This is a genomic window from Microvirga massiliensis (genome assembly GCF_001006805.1).
GTDB lineage: Bacteria > Pseudomonadota > Alphaproteobacteria > Rhizobiales > Beijerinckiaceae > Microvirga > Microvirga massiliensis.
Genome location: NZ_LN811355.1, coordinates 331,176 through 352,012 on the forward strand (window position 1 = coordinate 331,176; position 20,837 = coordinate 352,012).

A 20,837-nucleotide genomic window follows, 5' to 3' on the forward strand; every position below is an offset into this window, starting at 1 on the left:
CTCAGACTTCCGGCGCATCGATGATCGGGTCGTACCGGGATATATCGAACCCGAGCAGGTTGAAGCTCTGTTGCATGTGTGGCGGCAATGGTGCGGTCACGTCGATCGGCCGTCCGGTGCGCGGATGGGCGATCACGATCCGACGAGCGAGAAGATGCAGCCGCTGCTGCAACCCACCTGGCAGCTCCCAATTCTCGACATTGAAGTATTTCGGATCGCCGATGATCGGATGCCCGATATGGGCCGCGTGCGCCCGCAACTGATGTGTGCGGCCAGTGACGGGTTTGAGTGACAGCCAGGCGAGCTTCTGTGCGGCCGTATCGACCACGGCGTAATAGGTCAGCGCATGGCTGGCGCCTTCGTCACCATGGTGAGCCACCTTCATGCGGGAATCCGCCTCGCCGACCTCATCCTTCGCGAGATACGTGGAAACACGCCCCTGCCGAACCCGCGGCACGCCGGCGACGAGCGCCCAATAGATTTTGCGCGTGGTTCGGGCCCGGAACGATTTTGCGAGCGCCGAGGCGGCGAAGCGCGTTTTCGCGACGACGAGACAACCCGCCGTATCCTTGTCGAGGCGATGAACGAGACGCGGCTTCTGTCCTTCTTCGTCCCGCAATGAATCGAGCAGTCCATCGACATGGCGCTTCGTGCCCGAGCCACCCTGGACGGCCAGTCCCGCGGGCTTGTTGAGCACGAGGACGTCGCTGTCCTCATAGAGGGTAATCGACTTGAGAAAAGCACGCTCGTCCTCCGCCTCGCCGGGCGCGTGCCTGGTCGGGCGCGGCTGATCGAGGCGCAGGGGCGGCACCCGCACCTTGTTGCCGGTCTCGAGCCGCTCGTTCGGCTTGGCGCGGCGGCCGTCGATCCGGAGTTCGCCCGTCCTGACGATGCGCTGGACATGCGTGAACGCGAGTTGCGGGAAGCGCGCGACCAGGAAGCGGTCGACGCGCATGCCGGCCTCGTCGGGCTCGACGACCAGCGTCTGGACACCGGTCGCAACCGTCTCGCTGGCCGCGGCTCGCGCCTGTGCCCGGGTCGGCTTGGCAGGCGCTTCCAGCGCTCGCCCCCTCCCTGTCCCCGCCTTCTTCCCTGCCTCGGGTTTCGAAGGAGCGGATCGCGGAGTTGCCTTTGACGGCGTCTTGCCGGCCCTGAAGCCCTGCCTGGCTCCGGCGCGTCCGCCGCGCCCGCCCTCTCGACCAGATTGATCCCGTGCCATGAGCGGTGGGTAGCACCGAGCCGCGATGGCGACAACGCGCTCCTGCAAGCATTTGCTCGCGGTCACTCCACGATGCTCCACACGGGGCCGAGGCTGGCCTCGATGGCGAGCATGTTGCAGAGCGCCTCAGCCTTTGCAGGCCACCAGCACAGCACCACTTGTAATGAGAGCGACCCCAAGCCAGTTCGGAGGTGGCAGTCTCTCGCCAAGGAATACGACTCCGAACAGGGCAACGAGAACCACACTCAACTTGTCGATGGGTGCTACCCGTGCGGCATCCCCAAGCTTGAGAGCGCGGAAGTAACAGAGCCACGACCTGCCCGTTGCAAGTCCGGAGAGCACCAGGAACAGGTAGCTGCGGCCCGACACCGAGCTGAGCGGCTGCCACTGCTCTGTCCCGACCAGGATGGCTTCAAGCGCCAGGAGTATGATGATGGTGCGGATAAAGGTTGCAAAATCGGGGTTGACGCTCTCGATCTCGACCCTCGCGAATATGGCAGTGAGCGCCGCGAATGCTGCCGAACCAATGGCCCAGAATTGCCAGGACAGGAGAAGCAGGCCCATTCCCGTCTACCTCTTTCGTTGCGCACAAGGGCAGACCGGCGAACCACGCTGTGTTCGGAGTATGTCCGACTATCTCGCGTGGACGGCAGCCGTAATTGGCAACCGAGGAGAGGAAGTCCGTCGCATCCCTAAGCTCCCCTCAACTGGTTGACGCTGGCGGCGGCGATGTGGCCCAGCCAAACGGAGGCAAGGCACAGGACCACGGACAGCCCGATATTGATCCCGGCGTGGCCCCATTCCCCATCCTGCATCAAAGCGAGGGTCTGGAGGCTGAAGCTGGAAAAGGTCGTGTAGCCGCCGCAGAACCCGACCATCACGAATTGCCGGTATTCGGAGGGAACGAACATCCGCCCGTCCGGCCCGGTGAGCGTGCCGAAGAACCCGATGATGAACGAGCCTACGACATTGACGACCAATGTTCCCCACGGGAAGGTCGCCCCAAAGGCATTGGCGACCATACCCGAGCACCAGTAGCGGGCCGCGCCCCCCAACGCGCTGCCGAGGGTGATCCAGAAATACGCCGCCATGATCATGCGGGCTCGGCTGATGGCGCCGTGCGCTCGGTGCCGTATTGCAGGACCTGCACCTTTTCGAGCGTGACCAGACCGCTGCTCATCATTCGGTCCAGAACTGGAAGGAAGGCATCGATCTTCTCCTCGCTGTCCACGATCTCGATTACGAGCGGCAGGTCTTCGGATAGGCGCAGGATTTTCGCGGTGTGCAGGCGGCTCGAATGGCCGAACCCCATCGGCCCGCGCAGCACCGTTGCCCCGCCCAGGTGCATTTCGCGCGCCTTCAGGACGATGGCCTCGTATAAGGGTTGATGACCGCAGCGGTCATTCTCGCCTGTGAATATCCGCAACAGGGTCGCGTTCCTCGGTATCTGCATCGGCGTGCTCCCATGTCGTCAAGACAGGCCGCTTCTGCCCAAGGTACCTCTCGCAAGATGTGATCCGTCAATCAGCTTTGCGAATGGTTCGGTAGGCGAACACCAGCACCCCGGCTGCATCCGGGGCACGCCTGACTCCAGGAGGTGCAGGACCGGTTCGTGTCAGGCGCTACCCAATCTGGTGCGCCAACCACGCGCCGAGCGGCACTCATGTGCCGCCGCGACGTTCCGCGCGGAGCCTCGCCCACCATTCGAGCCGCCGCCGGATATCCCTTTCATACCCGCGATCCGGAGGATCGTAGAACACTTGCGGCTCGAGGCTGCGCGGCCAGTAATCCTGGCCCGAGAAGGCATCCGGCTCGTCGTGATCGTATCGATAGCTTTCGCCGTAGCCGAGCGACTTCATGAGCTTGGTGGGCGCGTTCAGGATCGTCGGGGGCGGCATCACGGAGCCAGCCTCTTTGGCGGTGCGAGTTGCCGCCTTGAAGGCCGTGTAGATCGCGTTCGATTTCGGAGCCGTGGCGAGATAGACGGTCGCCTCCGCGAGGGCGAGCTCGCCCTCGGGGGACCCCAGGAAATCGAATGCATGTTTCGCGGCATTCGCGATCACCAGAGCCTGCGGGTCCGCGAGGCCGATATCCTCGACGGCGGCGCGCACGAGGCGGCGAGCGATGAAGAGCCGGTCCTCACCGGCATCGAGCATGCGGGCGAGATAGTACAAGGCTGCGTCGGGATCGGAGCCCCGGATCGTCTTGTGAAGGGCCGAGATGAGATTGTAGTGCCCCTCCTGACCCTTGTCGTAGATAGGGGCACGGCGCTGCACGATCTCCTGAAGCTCCTTGGCTCCGAAGATTTCGCCATGGGTCGCAGACCGCCAGACCTCCTCGGCAAGCGTGAGCGCCGCCCGGCCGTCGCCATCGGCCATCCGTACCAAGGAAGCCCTCGCCTCCTCGTCGAGCGGGAGCTGGCGTCCCGTTACGGATTCCGCACGGGCCAAGAGCTTTGCAATGGCTGCATCATCGAGGCGACGGAACACGAGCACACGCGCCCGCGACAGGAGCGCTGCATTGAGCTCGAAGGAAGGGTTCTCGGTCGTCGCCCCGATCAGCGTCACGGTCCCGTCTTCCATGACGGGCAGGAACGCGTCGAGTTGCGCCCGGTTGAAGCGATGGATCTCGTCGACGAAGAGCAGCGTGCCCTGCCCGGCCATGCGACGAGCGCGCGCCGCATCGAAGACCTTCCGGAGTTCCGCAACACCCGAAAAGATTGCGGAGATCTGCTCGAAGTGGAGGCTGGTCTCCCGCGCGAGCAGGCGGGCGACGGTCGTCTTGCCGGTGCCCGGCGGCCCCCAGAAGATGAGCGAGCCGAGGCTGCCGGACGCGATCAGACGCGTGAGGATCCCGCCCGGGCCGACGAGATGTTCCTGGCCGACCACTTCCGCAAGCGTCGTCGGGCGGAGCCTGTCTGCCAATGGGCGAGGCGCGTCTCGCCCCAGTTCCGCCCTCTCGAAAAGATCACTCATGGGAACAGCCAGTTACACGTCGGATCGCCCCTGTGCTGTGGGACATGATCAAAGGCCGAGGACGCTCGTGAAGATCCGGCCACCACGGTTGACGGTGATCTCCCAGTAGGGCCCCCCACTTCGGAGCGACCGCTCGATCTCGCGGGTCGAGGCGATCCGCCGCCCATCGATGGCGAGGATCTGATCACCCTTCTGGAAGCCGACCTGGCCTGCAATGGCGCCGTCGTCCAGATCCGCCACGACAACACCTTCGGAGGACGTATCGAGCTGAAGCTCCTCGGCGACGGCCGGCGACATGTTCAGGAGCGTTGCGCCGGTCAGGGGCGTTCGACCCCGGACCCGAACAGGATCGCGTGGCCGCGTTTCCGGCGCGGGCATCAGAGCCACGCGCATGGTCTGGCGTTGGCTGTTCCTGAGGACGGTGAGGTTGGTTTGGCCGCTCAGGCCTTTGAGAGTGAAGCGATATCCGAAGCTTTCCGGGTTATCGACCGGCTGCCCATCGACTTCCAGGATAACGTCGCCCCGGCGCAGCCCGGCTTCCGCGGCAGGACCGGTCTCATTCACGCCGCTGACGATCACACCCGTCGGTCGCTCGAGACCGAGCCCCATCGCGATCTCGCCATCGACGGCCTGGAGGCTCGCTCCCAGCCAAGGCCTCCGCACGACCCGGGCACCGCCTTTCGCCGAGTCGAGAACGGCTCTTACCATGGCCGAGGGGATCGCGAATCCGATGCCGTGGCTTCCCCCCGATCGGGAGAAGATCGCGGTGTTGATCCCGACGAGACGGCCCTGCATGTCCACGAGCGCGCCTCCCGAATTGCCGGGGTTGATGGCGGCATCGGTCTGGATGAAGAACTGATAGTCGGTGATCCCGACCTGCGTGCGCGCAAGCGCCGAGATGATGCCCTGCGTCACTGTCTGACCGACGCCAAAGGGATTCCCGATCGCCAGAACGATGTCCCCGACCTCGAGGGCTTCTGAGTTTCCAAGTGGCAGAACCGCAAGGTTGCTGGCGTTCTTGAGCCGAAGCACGGCAAGATCGGTGCGTGGATCCCGCAGCACGATCTCCGCTTCGAACTCGCGCCGGTCCGCCAGCGCGACCTTCACCTCGGTCATGTTCTCGATCACGTGATTGTTGGTGATCACGAGACCGCTCGGATCGACGATGACACCCGAGCCGACCGAAGTCTGCGAACGACCCGGTGGAACGGGAACGCCTTCACCGAAGAAGCGCCGGAAGAACTCCTCCATCTCGCGAGACTGACGCCGCCGGTCGACTCGCGCCCCATAGACATTCACTACCGCGGGGGCGCTCTCCCGAACGATGGGCGCAAAGGAGAGCTGAACCTCTGCACGGGACTGTGGCGCCACCTTAGTCTGCGCGGCGACCGGCGCAGGTGCCGTCAGGACGAGAATCGCCAGCACGGCGGCGGATCTCACGAGTAGACGCATGTCTCTTCACCCATCCTGGAGCGGATGCCCGAATCGATTATCCGATCCCCGTAAACCTCCGGCGCTGGATCGGGCAAATAAAAAGGGCAGCCGTCTCGGGCTGCCCTCGGAAAACGTCGAATGAGCGGCGTGGCTCAAGCCGCTTCGCTCTCGGGCGCCTCGTCCTGGGTTGGGCCGGAATCCTGGCCGCGGGCATCGACGTCGCGATCGACCAGCTCGATCACGGCCATCGGCGCATTATCGCCATACCGGAAGCCGGCCTTGAGCACGCGGGTATATCCGCCCGGACGCTCCTTGTAGCGCGGGCCGAGCACGTCGAAGAGCTTCTTGACCATGGCCTCGTCGCGGATCTGAGATATCGCCAGACGACGCGCGTGGAGATCACCACGCTTGCCCAGGGTGATCAGCTTCTCGACAACGGGACGCAGGTCCTTCGCCTTGGGAAGCGTCGTGATGATCTGCTCGTGCTTGATCAGAGCGGCAGACATGTTCGCGAACATCGCCTTCCGGTGCTCGGAGCTGCGATTGAAGCGACGACCGCGGTAACCGTGACGCATGGCTCTCTCCTGGTTCTTGCGGCCGCCGGGCCAAGGGTCGGCCGTCTCTCTTGAAGTCCCGCGCTCTTGCGGGAGGTTGGAAAAGGTCGACCGCCGGCAGAGTCGGCGGTCAATGTCTTAGTAATGCTCTTCGAAGCGCTTCGCGAGGTCCTCGATGTTCTCCGGGGGCCAGCCCGGCACTTCCATGCCGAGATGCAGGCCCATCGACGCGAGGACTTCCTTGATCTCGTTGAGCGACTTGCGTCCGAAATTCGGCGTGCGAAGCATTTCCGCTTCGGACTTCTGGATGAGATCGCCGATATAGACGATGTTGTCGTTCTTCAGGCAGTTCGCCGAGCGGACCGAAAGCTCGAGCTCGTCCACCTTCTTGAGGAGAGCCGGGTTGAACGGCAGCTGCGGTGCAGCCGAGGCGGCCTCTTCCTTGCGGGGCTCCTCGAAGTTGACGAACACGCCAAGCTGATCCTGAAGGATGCGCGCGGCATAGGCGACCGCGTCCTCCGGCGACACGGCGCCGTTCGTCTCGATCGTCATCGTGAGCTTGTCGTAGTCGAGCTTCTGACCCTCACGCGTGTTGTCGATCCGGTAGGAGACCTTCTTCACCGGGCTGTAGAGGCTGTCGACCGGGATGAGCCCAATCGGAGCGTCCTCGGCGCGATTGAGTTCCGCCGGGACATAACCCTTCCCGGTGTTCACGGTGAACTCCATCCGGATCTCCGCACCCTCGTCGAGCGTGCATAGCACGAGATCCGGGTTCAGGATCTGGACGTCTCCAACCGTGTTGATGTCGCCGGCGGTGACGGCGCCAGGACCCGTCTTGCGCAGGCTCATGCGCTTGGGTCCGTCACCATGCATGCGGATGGCGACCGCCTTCACGTTCAGCACGATATCCGTGACGTCCTCACGCACGCCCGGGATGGACGAGAACTCGTGGAGAACGCCATCGATGTGGACCGATGCGACGGCCGCCCCTTGCAGCGAGGACAGCAGAACGCGGCGGAGCGCGTTTCCGAGCGTCGTTCCGAAGCCGCGCTCGAGAGGCTCGGCCACGAGGGTTGCGACCCGCTTCGGATCGTCGCCGGGAGAGACCTCGAGCTTGTTCGGCTTAATAAGCTCTTGCCAGTTCTTCTGGATCACAACCACACCTCTTGAGGTCTGGATTGAAGAGTGCCTCGACCAAGGCACTCCCATGGATTCGCGGAATCGATCTGAGGACGAAGATGTCTCAGACGCGGCGGCGCTTGCGCGGCCGGCACCCGTTGTGCGGGATCGGAGTCACGTCACGGATCGACGTAACCGTGAAGCCGGAGGCCTGGAGAGCGCGTAGAGCCGACTCGCGGCCGGAACCCGGGCCCGAAACTTCGACCTCGAGGGTGCGCATTCCGTGCTCGGCCGCCTTGCGGGCGGCGTCCTCGGCAGCGACCTGGGCTGCATAGGGAGTGGACTTCCGGGAGCCCTTGAACCCCATCGACCCAGCGGACGACCAGGAGATCGTGTTGCCCTGAGCGTCCGTAATCGTGATCATGGTGTTGTTGAACGAGGCGTTCACGTGCGCCACGCCGGAAACGATGTTCTTGCGTTCGCGACGGCGGACGCGTGTTGCTTCTCTTGCCATATTTCTGATCCTTCAGGCGCGCCCGTGATGCCAGGCGCTCGGGAGCCTCGTTCTCGACCGGATGCGGCCGATGCTTACTTCTTCTTGCCGGCGATCGGCTTTGCCTTGCCCTTGCGGGTGCGGGCGTTCGTGTGAGTCCGCTGGCCACGCACCGGGAGGCTGCGACGGTGGCGGAGCCCGCGATAGGCGCCGAGATCCATCAGCCGCTTGATGTTCATCGATACTTCGCGGCGAAGATCGCCCTCGACGACATAATCCCGGTCGATGGTCTCGCGGATCTGCAGAACCTCGGCATCGGTCAGCTGGTTGACGCGGCGCTCTGCCGGGATACCCACCTTCTCCGTGATTTCCTGAGCCTTCTTGGACCCGATTCCGTGAATGTATTGAAGCGCGATTACGACGCGCTTGTTCGTCGGGATATTGACGCCTGCGATGCGGGCCATCTTCAACTCCATGTAAATGGGCCCGAAAACGGGCCCGGAGGGTGACTCGCGCGTCCGGTGGAGGCCGGCCCTTGCGCGAATGCCAAAGACCGAACGGAGCCCTTAGGGGCCTCTTACGAAGCTCCCGGGACCTGTCCGGCTCATGAGCATGAGCCGTCGCCCATAGCGCGGTCGACCCGTGGCGTCAACACAATTCGTGAGCCCGCGACAAGCTGCCTGCAGGTCGTGCGTTGCCAGGAAGCTTTGCAGGGCTCGGCCCCTCCTCCGGCACGCCAGGACAGCGAGCACCTCTGCACGGACTCCTGACGCGCGGAGCGGGATGCCTCTCCGCCCCTCACCGGCTCCGTCGCGCCATCAGGCGCGTCGAGACGAAGGTCATGGCGATGAGCGCGATCAGCCCGAAGCCCAGTGAGCGCATATCGGCGGCGTTGTAGCAGCGCCCAATTCCTGCGCCTGTCAGCCCGATCGCAGCGTTGCAGAACATCTGGCCCACGGACGTGGCGAAGATATCCATTCCGACCTCCATCTTGCGATGTAAGGCCAGTGTGGAATATCCGCGCTACCGTTTGCTAAACAACAGTAGGACAAATTTTCCGAACCTCGCCGCCGGATGCGCCTTATTCGGCCTGTGCGGCTGGAGCCAGAATCCGGCCAGCCACGAAACCGACCAGCCGGCCTGCACAATTACCCCATGTGGGTGAGGTTCAGCGTCCCAGGACGTTCCGGATGGCCTCGGTCACTTCGTCGACGGAACGCATTCCGTCGACCGGCCGAAGCATTCCATGGGCCACGTAATATTCCGATAGGGGAGCGGTTTGAGTCCGGTATGCATCCAGGCGGGTCTTGAAGACCTCCGGATTGTCATCCTTCCGGACGGGCTCGCCGCGCGCCTCTGCTTCCTTCGCACGCTTGACGATGCGGTCGACGAGCGCCTCCTGGTCAACCTTGAGCTCGACGACGGCGTCGAGCTTCGACCCGTTCTTGGCGAGCATTGCGTCGAATGCCTCCGCCTGGGCGACAGTTCGAGGGAAGCCGTCGAGGATGAACCCACCCACAGCATCGGGTTCGCGAATCCGGTCCGCGATGATTCCGACGACGACCTCATCCGGGACGAGATCGCCCCGGTCCATGAGCGCCTTGGCTTGCAACCCGATCGGAGTGCCGGCTGAGACCGCAGAGCGCAGCATGTCTCCCGTGGAGAGTTGCGGGATTCCGAGACGCTCCACGAGACGCACGGCCTGCGTGCCCTTGCCGGCCCCCGGTGGTCCAAGAAGAATGATCCTCAACGGTGCCCCCCTTGCGCGTCTCTAACCTGTAGCGTTCCCCGAGAGGCGATTCAACGCCGCCTCGCTCCCCTGAGCTTGGCCTTCTTCACCAAGCCCTCGTACTGGTGCGCCAGCAGATGCCCGTGCACCTGCGCAATCGTGTCCATCGTCACCGAGACCACGATGAGGAGCGACGTTCCGCCGAAATAGAATGGCAGGGCGGCATACGAAACCAGGATTTCCGGGATAAGGCAGATCAGGACGAGATAGGCCGCCCCAATCACCGTGATGCGCGTGAGAATCCGATCGATGTACTCGGCCGTGCGCTCGCCCGGACGAATGCCGGGGATGAAGCCGCCATGCTTCTTCAGGTTGTCTGCCGTTTCCTGCGGATTGAAGACGACCGCGGTATAAAAGAAGGTAAAGAACGCGATCAGGGCCGCGTAGAGGATGACATAGGCGGGCCGCCCGTGGCTCAGATATGCCGTCAGGGTCGCAACGATCCCGGTCCCGCCCTGGGTTGCCTGAAAGCTCGCGACCGTCGCGGGAAGCAGCAGAAGCGATGAGGCGAAGATCGGCGGAATCACGCCCGACGTATTGAGCTTGAGCGGCAGAAACGACGTCTGCCCCTCATACATCCGGTTGCCCACCTGCCGCTTCGGGTAGTTGATGAGCAGCCGGCGCTGTGCCCGCTCCATGAAGACGACGAAGTAGATCACGGCGACCGCCATGACGAGCACGAGCAGAATCAGGGGGGTCGAGATCGCACCCTGACGACCAAGCTCCAGTGTGCCGGCAATGGCCGAAGGCAAGTTCGCCACGATGCCCGCGAAGATGATGAGCGAGGCGCCGTTGCCGATCCCACGTGCCGTGATCTGCTCTCCGAGCCACATCAGGAACATCGTTCCGCCCGTGAGGGTGATCACGGTCGAGATGACGAAGAACAGCCCGGGGTCGCGGACGATCGAGCCGGAACTCTGGAGCCCTACCGCAATCCCCCAGGACTGGAAGACGGCCAGGAAAACGGTGAGATACCTCGTATACTGGTTCAGGACTTTCCGGCCGGACTCGCCTTCCTTCTTCAGCGTCTCGAGCGTCGGCATCACCGACGTCAGCAGCTGAATGATGATCGAGGCCGAGATATATGGCATGATGTTCAGGGCAAAGATCGCCATGCGCTCGACCGCGCCGCCCGAGAACATGTTGAACAGGCCGAGAACGCCGCCGCTGGCGTTCTGGAAGCTTTGCCGAAGCGCCTCCGGGTCGATACCCGGGAGCGGAATATACGTGCCGAGTCGATAGACGATGAGCGCGCCAAGGGTGAACCAAATACGGCGCTTGAGCTCTTCGGCTTTGGCAAGCGCGCCGAAGTTGATGTTTGCCGCAAGCTGCTCGGCTGCTGAGGCCATGTTCCTGTCCTTACGCTGCGCCCATCACGCGAACGGCGGCCACACGATTCACGCGGGCCGCCGCCTTGATCCTAAAGCGCGATTCTACTCGGTTGAATCAAACCAGGCGCTAATGTCGTCTGCATTTTGCGAACCCTTCCGGACAACCGGCGTCCGCTGCTCCCGCCATATGGGCCCGGGCTCAAGCCTGTGCAACTTCCCCAAGGATCGTCACGGAGCCGCCGGCCTTCTCGATCGCAGCGATGGCAGACTTCGACGCTCCGGCGACCTGGAATGACAGCTTGGACGAGAGGTCGCCAACGCCGAGGATCTTCACGCCGTCCCGCGGCTTCGAAACGACGCCGGCCGCGACGAGGGACTCTACTGTGATCGCCAAGTTGGCGTCCAGTTTCCCAGCCTCGACGGCCTGCTGAATCCGACCGAGATTGACCTCGTTCAGCTCACGCCGGTTCGGCTTGTTGAAGCCGCGCTTCGGGAGCCGCCGATGAAGCGGCATCTGACCGCCCTCGAAGCCCTTGATGGACACGCCGGAGCGGCTGGTCTGCCCCTTGACGCCGCGACCGCCGGTCTTGCCCTTGCCGGAGCCGATGCCGCGGCCAACCCGCATCCGGCTCTTCGTCGCGCCTTCGTTGTCGCGAATACCATTTAGTCTCATAGTGCCCTCCTCACTGCCCGTCGACAACGCGCACGAGGTGCCTGACCTTCGCGATCATGCCGCGCACCTCTGGGGTATTGGGCAGGGTCGAGGTCCTATGGAGCTTGTTGAGCTTGAGCCCGATCAGGGTCTGCCGCTGGGATGCCTCGCGGCGGATCGGCGAGCCGATCTGCTGGACCGTGATGGTCTGGCCCGCGGATACGTTAGGGTTGTTGGCCATGATCCACTCCCTTACGCTTCGGCGCCAGCCGTCTCGGCCTCGCCGGCCGCATGACGGCGCGACTGCAGGGTCGAGACTTTCAAGCCGCGGCGTGCTGCGATCGCGCGGGGGCTGTCCTCGTTCTTGAGAGCCATGAAGGTTGCCCGGACAAGATTGTACGGGTTGGACGAGCCGAGCGATTTCGCAACGACGTCCTGCATGCCGAGGGTCTCGAAAACAGCGCGCATCGGACCACCAGCAATGATGCCGGTTCCCTGGGGGGCTGCCCGGAGCACTACCTTGCCTGCACCCCAGCGACCCTGAACGTCATGATGAAGCGTCCGGCCCTCCCGCAGCGGTACTCGGATCATCGACCGCTTCGCGGCATCGGTCGCCTTGCGGATTGCCTCGGGCACCTCGCGGGCCTTGCCATGGCCGAAGCCGACGCGGCCCTTCTGGTCGCCGACCACCACGAGGGCAGCAAAGCCGAAGCGCCGTCCGCCCTTCACGACCTTTGCGACGCGGTTGATGTGTACCAGCCGGTCGACGAACTCGCTGTCGCGCTCTTCGCGATCAGCCCTCTCTCTGGGTTCTCTCGCCATTTCCTTCTCACGTCCTCACTTGCGCGGGCGACGGCCCCGCTCGCTCGGGAAAAATCCCTGCGCCGTCGTCGGGATCCTCAGAAGTCCAAGCCACCTTCGCGAGCGGCATCGGCCAGGGCTTTCACCCGGCCGTGATACAGATAGCCGGAGCGATCGAAGACGACCTGCTTGACACCTGCCTGGGTCGCCCGTTCCGCAATGAGCCGGCCGACCTCCTTTGCCGCGGCAACGTCGGCCCCGGTCTTCAGCTTTCCGCGAAGATCCTTCTCGAGGGTCGAAGCCGCTGCCAAGGTGAGTCCCTGCGCGTCGTCGATGACCTGAGCATAGATCTGCTTGGAGGACCGGAAGACCGACAGTCGCGGGCGTCCGTTGGCAGCCTTCCTGATCGCGCGGCGCACACGCGCCTTGCGCCGATCCTCGGCACCTTTCTTCTCAGCCATGGCCCGTCGTCCTTACTTCTTCTTGCCTTCCTTGCGGAAAATGAACTCGTCGGAATACTTCACGCCCTTACCCTTGTAGGGCTCCGGGGAGCGGAATTCGCGGATCTCGGCGGCGGTCTGTCCGACGCGCTGCCTGTCGATTCCGGCAACGACGACCTCGGTCGGCTTCGGAGTCGTGATCGTGATGCCGGCCGGGATCTCATAGTCCACGTCGTGGCTGAAGCCGAGCGACAGCTTGAGGACCTTCCCGGCCACCGCGGCACGGTAGCCCACGCCGTTGATCTCGAGACGCCGCTCGAAGCCCTTGGTGACGCCCTCGACGAGGTTCTCCACCTGGGAGCGCGACATTCCCCACTTGGCCCGCGCAACCTTCGAATCATCACGCGGATTGACCACGACTGCTCCGTCTTCCAGAGCAACCGATACTTCCTCGGGCACGACGAACGACAGCTCGCCCTTTGCCCCCTTCACCTTGACGGTCTGGCCGTCGACGGTAGCCGTCGCTCCGGACGGAACCGGAACCGGCCTCTTACCTACTCGAGACATAGCAAATCTCCCGTGGCTGATCGCAGCGCCGCCCGGTCAGAAGACCCGGCAGAGCACTTCACCGCCCACGTTCCTCTCCCGAGCCTCGTGATCGGCCATCACGCCCTGCGGCGTCGAGATGATCATCACACCGAGCCCATCGGCGACGCGCGGCATCGTATCGACCGAGGTGTAGACGCGCCGTCCTGGCTTCGACACACGCTCGATCTTCCGGATGACCGGCTGCCCGTCATAGTATTTGAGCTCGATCGCGAACTCGGTCCGGCCATTGCCGTAATCGGTCTGCGAATAATCGCGGATATACCCTTCCGACTTCAGCACATCCAGCACGCGAGCGCGAAGCCGGGAACCGGGGGTCATAACCGTTCCGCGGCGCCGCATCTGGGCATTGCGGATACGGGTGAGCATATCGCCCAAAGGATCATTGATCGACATCGGGTGCCCTCCTTACCAGCTGGACTTCACGAGGCCCGGAATGAGCCCCTTGGAGCCGAGCTCGCGGAGCGCGATGCGCGACATGCCGAGCTTGCGGTAATAGGCCCGCGGGCGTCCGGTGACCTCACAGCGATTCCGGATCCGTGAAGGAGCCGAGTTGCGCGGAAGCTCTGCCAGCTTGAGGCGCGCCTCGAAGCGCTCCTCCATGGACTTGCTTTCATCGTTGGCGATGGCGAGCAGCCGCTCGCGCCGGCCCGCGAATTTCTTCACGAGCGCCCGCCGATGCTTGTTCTTCTCTATCGAGCTCTTCTTAGCCATTTAGTATCTCCAGTGTCCGCGTTTGAGGACGGATATCCTCACTGCCGGAACGGGAAGTTGAGATGACGCAACAGGGCGCGAGCCTCCGCATCCGTCTTTGCCGTCGTCGTGATGACGACGTCCATACCCCAGACCGACTCGGCCTTGTCGTAGTTGATCTCGGGGAACACGATATGCTCCTTGATCCCGAGAGCGTAGTTGCCACGTCCGTCGAAGGACTTCGGGTTCAGGCCACGGAAGTCGCGGACGCGCGGCAGCGCGATCGTGATCAGGCGATCGAGGAACTCGTACATGCGCGCCTGGCGCAGGGTCACCTTGCACCCGATCGGCATGTTCTCGCGAACCTTGAAGGTCGATATCGCCTTCCGGGCGCGCGTGATCACCGGCTTCTGGCCCGCGATCAGCGCGAGGTCGGCAGCCGCGACTGTTGCCTTCTTGGAGTCACCGGTCGACTCGCCCACGCCCATGTTGAGCGTGATCTTCTCGATCGTCGGAACCTGCATCGGGTTCGCGTAGCCGAACTCCTCGATCAGGGCCGGACGCACCACTTCCTCGTAGTGCTTCTTCAAACGCGGCGTGTAGCCGTCCATCTGGGCCTTAGCCATCGATCACATCTCCCGAACGCTTGGCGAACCGGACCTTGCGTCCGTCTTCCATGATCCGGAACCCGACGCGGGTCGCCTTGCCGGTGCTTGGATCGGCAAACGCGATGTTCGACAGGTGGATCGGCGACTCTTTCGTGATGATGCCGCCTTCCTGGCTCGCCGTCTGCCGCTGATGCCGCCGGACGAGATTGACGCCGCGCACGAGCGCACGTTGTTCCTTCGGCATAACCTGGATGACTTCGCCGGTCTTGCCTTTGTCGCGACCGGTCAGGACGACGACCTTGTCGCCCTTCTTAATCTTCGCGGCCATCAGAGCACCTCGGGCGCCAGCGAAATGATCTTCATGTGATTCTTGGCGCGCAGCTCGCGCGGAACGGGCCCGAAGATGCGGGTGCCGACCGGCTCCTTCTGATTGTTGATCAGAACCGCGGCGTTGCGATCGAACCGGATCACCGATCCATCCGGGCGCCGGATATCCTTCGCGGTGCGCACGACGACCGCCTTCATGACGTCGCCCTTCTTCACGCGGCCACGCGGAATCGCTTCCTTCACCGACACGACGATAATATCGCCGACCGAAGCATATTTGCGCTTAGAGCCACCCAGAACCTTGATGCACATCACGCGACGCGCGCCGGAATTGTCGGCGACGTCCAGATTCGTCTGCATCTGGATCATGGCTTGATCCTTTCCATTGTTTCAGACAGGTTTCCGCTCCGGAGCACGATTGCCCGCCGGACTACGCCTGATGGGGATCTGACGTCCCCTGCCTTTTTGCGAAAGGCGGCCGTATATACCGGCCGCCCACTCAAGACAACCCCCTTCCGGAGGCTGATCCTTTGGCTCGGGACCTTAGGTCCCGGGCTCCTGAACAACGACCCAGCTCTTCAGCTTGGAGAGCGGACGTGATTCCTCGATGAACACGAGATCGCCCACCTTCGCCGTATTGTTCTCATCGTGAGCGTGGTAATTCTTCGTCCGGCGCACCGTCTTCTTCAGAACCGGGTGCGTGAACCGGCGCTCGACCTTCACGACGACGGTCTTGTTCTGCTTGTCGCTGACGACGACGCCCTGCAAAACCCGCTTCGGCATTTCAAAAGTCCTCTTAAGCCTTGGCCTCGAGGGCCTTCTGGCGCTGAAGCGTCTTCAGGCGCGCGATGTCCTTACGAACCTCGGCGACGCGCCGGGTGTTCTCGAGCTGCCCGGTGGCGCGCTGGAACCGCAGGTTGAACTGCTCCTTCTTCAAACGAAGGAGCTCGTCCTGAAGCTGATCCGGCGTCATCGAGCGAAGGTTGGAGATCCTCTCCGTAGTCTTCATGGTCTCCTCCTCACTCGGCGATACGCTGAATGAACCGGGTTCGGATCGGCAGCTTCGCCGCCCCGAGGCGCAGTGCCTCACGGGCGATGTCCTCCGGGACGCCGTCGATCTCGAACATGATACGGCCGGGCTTGACGCGAGCCGCCCAGAACTCCGGCGACCCCTTGCCCTTACCCATACGCACTTCCGTCGGCTTCGACGAAACCGGAATGTCCGGGAAAATACGGATCCAGACCCGGCCAGCGCGCTTCATGGCACGGGTGATCGCGCGGCGCGCCGCCTCGATCTGCCGGGCGTTCACACGCTCCGGCTCCATGGCCTTGAGGCCGAACTGGCCGAAATTGAGCTCCGCCCCAGCCGTCGCGACGCCGGAAATCCGGCCTTTGAACTGCTTGCGGAATTTTGTCTTCTTCGGTTGCAGCATGGCAAACCTCTCCTGCCGTCCAGCTTACGCCGCGTGTTCGCGTTCGCGGCGGCCACCGGAGCGGCCCTGACCCTCTTCGCTCTGGCGCCGGTCCTGAGCCATCGGGTCGTGCTCCAGGATCTCGCCTTTGAAGATCCACACCTTGATCCCACACGTCCCGTAGGTCGTGAAGGCGGTCGCCGTGCCGTAATCGACATCCGCACGCAGGGTATGCAGCGGGACGCGACCCTCGCGATACCACTCGAGACGTGCGATCTCGGCGCCGCCGAGGCGACCGGAACAGTTGATACGAATACCGTCGGCGCCGAGGCGCATGGCCGACTGCACCGCGCGCTTCATCGCGCGCCGGAAGGCAACGCGGCGCTCGAGCTGCTGAGCGATCGACTCTGCGACAAGCGTGGCATCGATCTCGGGCTTGCGGACTTCGACGATGTTGATCGCCACATCCGCATTCGTCATCTTCGTGACGAGCTTGCGGAGCTTCTCGATATCAGCGCCCTTCTTGCCGATCACGACACCCGGCCGGGCGGAGTGAATCGTGACACGGCACTTCTTGTGCGGACGCTCGATGACGATCTTCGACACCGCCGCCTGCTTCAACTGCTTCATGAGGGCTTCGCGGATCGCCATGTCCTCATGCATCAGCTTGGCGTACTCGCCCTTGCCCGCGAACCAGCGCGAATCCCAGGTGCGGTTGATGCCGAGCCGAAGACCGATCGGGTTAACCTTCTGACCCATCTGGATCTCCTTATGCCGCAGCGTCGGCAGTGACTTCACGAACCACGATCGTGAGGTTCGCGAACGGCTTCATGATGCGGGCGCCCCGACCGCGAGCCCGGGCATGGAAGCGCTTCATCACGAGCGCCTTGCCGACGTAAGCCTGCGTGACGATGAGATCGTCGACGTCGAGGTTGTGGTTGTTCTCCGCGTTGGCGATGGCGCTCTCGAGGCACTTGCGCACATCACGGGCAATCCGCTTGCGCGAGAACTCGAGATCAGCCAGCGCCGTCGAGACCTTCTTGCCCCGGATCAACTGGGCAACGAGGTTCAGCTTCTGCGGGCTGACGCGCAGCATGCGGGCAACGGCCTTCGCCTCATTGTCGCCCAGCGCGCGAGGAGTCGCGGGTTTTCCCATGATTATCTCCTCTTGGCCTTCTTGTCCGCGGCGTGGCCATGGAACGTGCGGGTCGGCGAAAATTCACCGAACTTGTGCCCGACCATCTCCTCGCTCACGTAGACGGGGATGTGCTTGTGACCGTTGTAGACCCCGAATGTGAGGCCCACGAACTGGGGCAGGATCGTCGAGCGGCGGCTCCAGATCTTGATGACCTCGTTGCGGCCCGATCCACGGGCGGCCTCGGCCTTCTTGAGGAGATAACCGTCGACGAACGGGCCCTTCCAAAGCGAACGTGCCATGACGCCCTCTTAGCCTCTCTTCTTCTTCCGGTCGTGACGGCTCGACATGATGAATCTATCGGTCCGCTTGTTCGAACGGGTTTTCTTTCCCTTCGTCGGAATTCCCCACGGGGTCACCGGATGGCGGCCACCGGAGGTGCGTCCTTCACCACCACCATGGGGGTGGTCGATCGGGTTCATGGTGACACCACGATTGTGCGGACGCCTGCCGAGCCAGCGGCTGCGGCCGGCCTTGCCGATCTTGGTGTTCATGTGGTCGGGGTTCGAAACCGCGCCCACCGTGGCGAAGCACTGGCCGTGGACCAAGCGCTGCTCGCCCGAGTTCAGACGCACCGTGACATAACCCTGGTCGCGGCCGACGATCTGCGCATAGGCTCCAGCCGACCGCGCGATCGCTCCACCTCGTCCGATCTTGAGCTCCACGTTGTGGATGATCGTGCCGACAGGCATGTTGCCGACCGGCATTGCGTTCCCGGGCTTGATGTCGACCTGCTCGCCGGCGGAGACTTGGTCTCCGACCGCAAGGCGCTGCGGCGCCAGGATGTAGGACTGGTCACCGTCGGCGTACTGAATGAGCGCGATGAAGGCCGTGCGGTTCGGATCGTACTCGATCCGCTCCACGGTCGCCACTTCGCCCAGGCGGGCACGCCGCCTGAAGTCTACGTTCCGCAGGGTACGCTTGTGTCCGCCGCCACGGAAGCGAACGGTCACACGACCGAGATTGTTGCGGCCACCAGACCCCGACTTGCCCTCGGTGAGCGCCTTGACGGGCTTGCCCTTGTAGAGCTCGCCGCGGTTCACGATCACCAGCTGGCGAAGGCCGGGGGTGACCGGTTTGAATGTCTTCAAAGCCATCGGATCACTCTCTCAACCGATCAGAGGCCCGTCGTGACATCGATGGAGTGGCCCTCGTCGAGAGTCACGACCGCCTTCTTCACGTCCGACCGCTGGCCGCGGATTCCGCGGAACATCTTCACCTTGCCCTTGGTGACGAGCGTGTTGACGCTCCTCACCTTGACGTCGAACAGCTTCTCCACCGCTTCCTTGATCTGCGGCTTCGTCGCATCAGCCCTGACGCGGAACACCACCTTGTTCTGCTCGGAGAGGTTGGTGGCCTTCTCGGTGATCACCGGGCTGAGGATCACATCGTAATGGCGCGGGTCCAGGCTCATTTGAAGCGCGCCTCCAGCGCATCGACAGCGGCCTTCGTGAGAACGAGCTTCTCACGACGCAGGATGTCGTAGACGTTGATGCCCTGCACCGGCAGGACGTCGATGTTCGGGATGTTGCGCGCGGCCCGCTGGAAGTTGGTCTCGATCTCGGCGCCACCGATAATGAGCGCGTTCTCGAGTCCCATCTTGCCGAAGCGCTCCCGCAGGCTCTTCGTCTTCGCGTCGTCCAGCCTCACGTCGTCGACGACGATCAGCGAGGAGTCCTTGGCCTTCGACGACAACGCGTGCCGAAGCGCAAGCGCCCGGACCTTCTTGGGAAGGTCGTGCTCATGACTGCGGACCTGCGGGCCGAAAGCGCGGCCACCGCCCCGGAACTGGGGAGCGCTCGCAGCACCGTGACGAGCGTTACCCGTGCCCTTCTGCTTGTATATCTTCCGCCTCGTGCGGTTGATATCCGAGCGGTTCTTGACGGCATGCGTGCCGACGCGGCGCTTGGCAAGCTGCCAGCGGACGCACCGCTGGATCAGATCAGCCCGGGGCTCGAGACCGAAGATGGCCTCGTCGAGCTCGACGGATCCGGCGCTGGTGCCTTCGAGCGTGGTGACATCGAGTTTCATCACGCATTCTCCTCAGAGACTGTCTCCGCCTGCGCCGCAGGGGCAGCGTCCCCATTGGGGGCCCGGAAGGCGCCCGGCATCGGAACCTCCTTCGGGAGCTTCCGCTTGACCGCGTCGCGGATGTAGATCCAACCGCCGGCCACTCCCGGAACCGCACCCTCCACGAGGATGAGTCCGCGCTCCACGTCGGTGGAGACGACGCGCAGGTTCTGCGTCGTCACCCGCTCGACGCCGAGATGGCCCGGCATCTTCTTGTTCTTAAAGGTCTTGCCGGGATCCTGGCGACCACCGGTGGAGCCGATCGAGCGGTGCGAGATCGACACGCCGTGCGACGCCCGCAGACCGCCGAAATTCCAGCGTTTCATGCCGCCGGCGAAACCCTTACCCGTGGTGGTGCCCGTCACGTCGACGAACTGGCCCGCCACGAAGTGGTCCGCCGTGATCTCCGCGCCGACCGGGATCAGCGCGTCCTCGGACACGCGGAACTCGGCCAGCTTGCGCTTCGGCTCGATCTTCGCGACGGCGAAGCGGCCGCGCTCGGCGCGCGATACGTTCTTCACCTTCGCCTTGCCGACGCCGACCTGCAGCGCGGTGTAGCCATTCTTGTCCTTGGTCCGGTGGGCGACCACCTGGCAGTGATCGACCTTCAGGACGGTTACAGGGACGTGTTCACCCGCATCCGTGAAGATGCGTGTCATCCCGACCTTTTGTGCAATAACGCCTGAGCGCATGTGCATATCCTCTCGGCGCGATGTCCAGAGCCCCAAGCCAAATGGCTCAGAGCTTGATCTCAACGTCCACGCCCGCGGCGAGGTCGAGCTTCATCAGCGCGTCCACGGTCTGGGGTGTGGGGTCCACGATGTCGAGCACCCGCTTGTGCGTGCGCATCTCGAACTGCTCGCGTGACTTCTTGTCGATGTGCGGTGAGCGCAGCACCGTGAAACGCTCGATGCGCGTCGGCAGCGGGATGGGTCCGCGCACTTGGGCGCCGGTCCGCTTCGCCGTCGACACGATCTCGCGGGTCGAAGCGTCCAGGATCCGGTGATCGAACGCCTTGAGGCGGATGCGGATATTTTGACCGTTCATTTGGGCGTGCCCTGTTCAATAGGAAAGGCGCGGCCGACCGTGCCGGCCGCGCCCCAAACCCGTCCTCTGATT

At 63.6% G+C, this 20,837-nt stretch carries 34 protein-coding genes; all 34 read right to left on the reverse strand.

The features are described from left to right. Nucleotide 1: 1 nt before the first annotated feature. The 34 genes from BN1233_RS19935 to rpsJ all read right to left on the reverse strand — a co-directional run bounded on the left by BN1233_RS19935 (nucleotide 2) and on the right by rpsJ (nucleotide 20,765). Nucleotides 2-1,219, reverse strand: a complete 1,218-nt coding sequence (locus tag BN1233_RS19935) for an RluA family pseudouridine synthase (RefSeq protein ID WP_046865494.1) — start codon at nucleotides 1,217-1,219, stop codon at nucleotides 2-4. A gap of 126 nt (nucleotides 1,220-1,345) precedes the next feature. Then, nucleotides 1,346-1,783 carry an EamA family transporter gene (locus tag BN1233_RS19940; RefSeq protein ID WP_046865329.1) on the reverse strand — a complete coding sequence of 146 codons (438 nt, stop codon included), beginning with the start codon at nucleotides 1,781-1,783 and terminating at the stop codon, nucleotides 1,346-1,348. 128 nt (nucleotides 1,784-1,911) lie between these two features. Further along, on the reverse strand, nucleotides 1,912-2,316 hold the full coding sequence (gene crcB / locus BN1233_RS19945; protein ID WP_244470617.1) for a fluoride efflux transporter CrcB: 405 nt from the start codon (nucleotides 2,314-2,316) through the stop codon (nucleotides 1,912-1,914). Beyond that, nucleotides 2,313-2,672, reverse strand: a complete 360-nt coding sequence (locus BN1233_RS19950; RefSeq protein ID WP_046865330.1) for a DUF190 domain-containing protein — start codon at nucleotides 2,670-2,672, stop codon at nucleotides 2,313-2,315. The genes crcB and BN1233_RS19950 overlap by 4 nt, the downstream gene beginning before the upstream one ends. A gap of 208 nt (nucleotides 2,673-2,880) precedes the next feature. Beyond that, nucleotides 2,881-4,194 (reverse strand): replication-associated recombination protein A, encoded by a 1,314-nt coding sequence (locus tag BN1233_RS19955; RefSeq protein ID WP_046865331.1) that lies wholly within the window; start codon nucleotides 4,192-4,194, stop codon nucleotides 2,881-2,883. Nucleotides 4,195-4,242: 48 nt separating this feature from the next. After that, on the reverse strand, nucleotides 4,243-5,646 hold the full coding sequence (locus tag BN1233_RS19960; protein ID WP_046865332.1) for a Do family serine endopeptidase: 1,404 nt from the start codon (nucleotides 5,644-5,646) through the stop codon (nucleotides 4,243-4,245). 134 nt (nucleotides 5,647-5,780) lie between these two features. Further along, nucleotides 5,781-6,203, reverse strand: coding sequence for a 50S ribosomal protein L17 (rplQ, locus tag BN1233_RS19965; protein WP_046865333.1), 423 nt, complete (start codon nucleotides 6,201-6,203; stop codon nucleotides 5,781-5,783). A 117-nt stretch (nucleotides 6,204-6,320) separates the two neighbouring features. Continuing rightward, nucleotides 6,321-7,391, reverse strand: coding sequence for a DNA-directed RNA polymerase subunit alpha (locus BN1233_RS19970; protein ID WP_046865334.1), 1,071 nt, complete (start codon nucleotides 7,389-7,391; stop codon nucleotides 6,321-6,323). Between the two features lie 34 nt (nucleotides 7,392-7,425). Then, nucleotides 7,426-7,815, reverse strand: coding sequence for a 30S ribosomal protein S11 (gene rpsK / locus BN1233_RS19975; RefSeq protein ID WP_046865335.1), 390 nt, complete (start codon nucleotides 7,813-7,815; stop codon nucleotides 7,426-7,428). Nucleotides 7,816-7,889: 74 nt separating this feature from the next. After that, nucleotides 7,890-8,258 (reverse strand): 30S ribosomal protein S13, encoded by a 369-nt coding sequence (gene rpsM / locus BN1233_RS19980; RefSeq protein ID WP_046865336.1) that lies wholly within the window; start codon nucleotides 8,256-8,258, stop codon nucleotides 7,890-7,892. A 334-nt stretch (nucleotides 8,259-8,592) separates the two neighbouring features. Next, complete coding sequence (locus tag BN1233_RS19985; protein ID WP_046865337.1) at nucleotides 8,593-8,772, reverse strand: hypothetical protein; 180 nt, start codon at nucleotides 8,770-8,772, stop codon at nucleotides 8,593-8,595. A 190-nt stretch (nucleotides 8,773-8,962) separates the two neighbouring features. After that, nucleotides 8,963-9,544 carry an adenylate kinase gene (locus BN1233_RS19990; RefSeq protein WP_046865338.1) on the reverse strand — a complete coding sequence of 194 codons (582 nt, stop codon included), beginning with the start codon at nucleotides 9,542-9,544 and terminating at the stop codon, nucleotides 8,963-8,965. Nucleotides 9,545-9,594: 50 nt separating this feature from the next. Further along, nucleotides 9,595-10,932 carry a preprotein translocase subunit SecY gene (gene secY, locus BN1233_RS19995; RefSeq protein ID WP_046865339.1) on the reverse strand — a complete coding sequence of 446 codons (1,338 nt, stop codon included), beginning with the start codon at nucleotides 10,930-10,932 and terminating at the stop codon, nucleotides 9,595-9,597. Between the two features lie 181 nt (nucleotides 10,933-11,113). Further along, the gene (gene rplO / locus BN1233_RS20000; RefSeq protein ID WP_046865340.1) at nucleotides 11,114-11,587 is read right to left on the reverse strand and encodes a 50S ribosomal protein L15; all 474 of its coding nucleotides are present in this window, start codon (nucleotides 11,585-11,587) and stop codon (nucleotides 11,114-11,116) included. A gap of 10 nt (nucleotides 11,588-11,597) precedes the next feature. Next, the gene (gene rpmD, locus BN1233_RS20005; protein ID WP_046865341.1) at nucleotides 11,598-11,807 is read right to left on the reverse strand and encodes a 50S ribosomal protein L30; all 210 of its coding nucleotides are present in this window, start codon (nucleotides 11,805-11,807) and stop codon (nucleotides 11,598-11,600) included. Between the two features lie 11 nt (nucleotides 11,808-11,818). After that, nucleotides 11,819-12,388 (reverse strand): 30S ribosomal protein S5, encoded by a 570-nt coding sequence (gene rpsE / locus BN1233_RS20010; protein WP_046865342.1) that lies wholly within the window; start codon nucleotides 12,386-12,388, stop codon nucleotides 11,819-11,821. 77 nt (nucleotides 12,389-12,465) lie between these two features. Continuing rightward, on the reverse strand, nucleotides 12,466-12,828 hold the full coding sequence (rplR, locus tag BN1233_RS20015) for a 50S ribosomal protein L18 (RefSeq protein ID WP_046865343.1): 363 nt from the start codon (nucleotides 12,826-12,828) through the stop codon (nucleotides 12,466-12,468). Between the two features lie 12 nt (nucleotides 12,829-12,840). Continuing rightward, nucleotides 12,841-13,374 carry a 50S ribosomal protein L6 gene (gene rplF / locus BN1233_RS20020; protein WP_046865344.1) on the reverse strand — a complete coding sequence of 178 codons (534 nt, stop codon included), beginning with the start codon at nucleotides 13,372-13,374 and terminating at the stop codon, nucleotides 12,841-12,843. 36 nt (nucleotides 13,375-13,410) lie between these two features. Next, the gene (gene rpsH / locus BN1233_RS20025) at nucleotides 13,411-13,809 is read right to left on the reverse strand and encodes a 30S ribosomal protein S8 (RefSeq protein ID WP_046865345.1); all 399 of its coding nucleotides are present in this window, start codon (nucleotides 13,807-13,809) and stop codon (nucleotides 13,411-13,413) included. 12 nt (nucleotides 13,810-13,821) lie between these two features. Then, nucleotides 13,822-14,127 (reverse strand): 30S ribosomal protein S14, encoded by a 306-nt coding sequence (rpsN, locus tag BN1233_RS20030; protein ID WP_046865346.1) that lies wholly within the window; start codon nucleotides 14,125-14,127, stop codon nucleotides 13,822-13,824. 38 nt (nucleotides 14,128-14,165) lie between these two features. Further along, nucleotides 14,166-14,732 carry a 50S ribosomal protein L5 gene (rplE, locus tag BN1233_RS20035; protein ID WP_046865347.1) on the reverse strand — a complete coding sequence of 189 codons (567 nt, stop codon included), beginning with the start codon at nucleotides 14,730-14,732 and terminating at the stop codon, nucleotides 14,166-14,168. Further along, the gene (gene rplX / locus BN1233_RS20040) at nucleotides 14,725-15,042 is read right to left on the reverse strand and encodes a 50S ribosomal protein L24 (RefSeq protein ID WP_046865348.1); all 318 of its coding nucleotides are present in this window, start codon (nucleotides 15,040-15,042) and stop codon (nucleotides 14,725-14,727) included. Before rplX ends, rplE begins: the two co-directional genes overlap by 8 nt. Continuing rightward, a complete protein-coding gene (gene rplN, locus BN1233_RS20045; protein WP_027317113.1) occupies nucleotides 15,042-15,410 on the reverse strand; it encodes a 50S ribosomal protein L14 in 369 nt (122 codons plus the stop codon). The genes rplX and rplN overlap by 1 nt, the downstream gene beginning before the upstream one ends. Before the next feature lie 174 nt (nucleotides 15,411-15,584). Then, entirely contained in the window at nucleotides 15,585-15,824 is a 240-nt protein-coding gene (rpsQ, locus tag BN1233_RS20050; protein ID WP_046865349.1) for a 30S ribosomal protein S17, read from the reverse strand. Nucleotides 15,825-15,837: 13 nt separating this feature from the next. Continuing rightward, on the reverse strand, nucleotides 15,838-16,050 hold the full coding sequence (gene rpmC / locus BN1233_RS20055; protein ID WP_046865350.1) for a 50S ribosomal protein L29: 213 nt from the start codon (nucleotides 16,048-16,050) through the stop codon (nucleotides 15,838-15,840). 10 nt (nucleotides 16,051-16,060) lie between these two features. Further along, on the reverse strand, nucleotides 16,061-16,474 hold the full coding sequence (gene rplP / locus BN1233_RS20060; protein ID WP_046865351.1) for a 50S ribosomal protein L16: 414 nt from the start codon (nucleotides 16,472-16,474) through the stop codon (nucleotides 16,061-16,063). Between the two features lie 24 nt (nucleotides 16,475-16,498). Then, nucleotides 16,499-17,212 (reverse strand): 30S ribosomal protein S3, encoded by a 714-nt coding sequence (gene rpsC / locus BN1233_RS20065; protein WP_046865352.1) that lies wholly within the window; start codon nucleotides 17,210-17,212, stop codon nucleotides 16,499-16,501. A 10-nt stretch (nucleotides 17,213-17,222) separates the two neighbouring features. Continuing rightward, complete coding sequence (rplV, locus tag BN1233_RS20070; RefSeq protein ID WP_046865353.1) at nucleotides 17,223-17,609, reverse strand: 50S ribosomal protein L22; 387 nt, start codon at nucleotides 17,607-17,609, stop codon at nucleotides 17,223-17,225. 2 nt (nucleotides 17,610-17,611) lie between these two features. Continuing rightward, nucleotides 17,612-17,890 (reverse strand): 30S ribosomal protein S19, encoded by a 279-nt coding sequence (rpsS, locus tag BN1233_RS20075; protein WP_046865354.1) that lies wholly within the window; start codon nucleotides 17,888-17,890, stop codon nucleotides 17,612-17,614. Nucleotides 17,891-17,899: 9 nt separating this feature from the next. Further along, on the reverse strand, nucleotides 17,900-18,745 hold the full coding sequence (gene rplB, locus BN1233_RS20080; RefSeq protein ID WP_046865355.1) for a 50S ribosomal protein L2: 846 nt from the start codon (nucleotides 18,743-18,745) through the stop codon (nucleotides 17,900-17,902). A gap of 20 nt (nucleotides 18,746-18,765) precedes the next feature. Then, nucleotides 18,766-19,062 (reverse strand): 50S ribosomal protein L23, encoded by a 297-nt coding sequence (locus BN1233_RS20085; RefSeq protein WP_046865356.1) that lies wholly within the window; start codon nucleotides 19,060-19,062, stop codon nucleotides 18,766-18,768. Further along, nucleotides 19,059-19,679 carry a 50S ribosomal protein L4 gene (gene rplD / locus BN1233_RS20090; RefSeq protein WP_046865357.1) on the reverse strand — a complete coding sequence of 207 codons (621 nt, stop codon included), beginning with the start codon at nucleotides 19,677-19,679 and terminating at the stop codon, nucleotides 19,059-19,061. The genes BN1233_RS20085 and rplD overlap by 4 nt, the downstream gene beginning before the upstream one ends. Next, nucleotides 19,679-20,410 carry a 50S ribosomal protein L3 gene (gene rplC, locus BN1233_RS20095; RefSeq protein ID WP_046865496.1) on the reverse strand — a complete coding sequence of 244 codons (732 nt, stop codon included), beginning with the start codon at nucleotides 20,408-20,410 and terminating at the stop codon, nucleotides 19,679-19,681. Before rplC ends, rplD begins: the two co-directional genes overlap by 1 nt. Nucleotides 20,411-20,456: 46 nt before the next feature. Then, complete coding sequence (rpsJ, locus tag BN1233_RS20100; RefSeq protein ID WP_009764298.1) at nucleotides 20,457-20,765, reverse strand: 30S ribosomal protein S10; 309 nt, start codon at nucleotides 20,763-20,765, stop codon at nucleotides 20,457-20,459. Nucleotides 20,766-20,837: the final 72 nt, after the last annotated feature.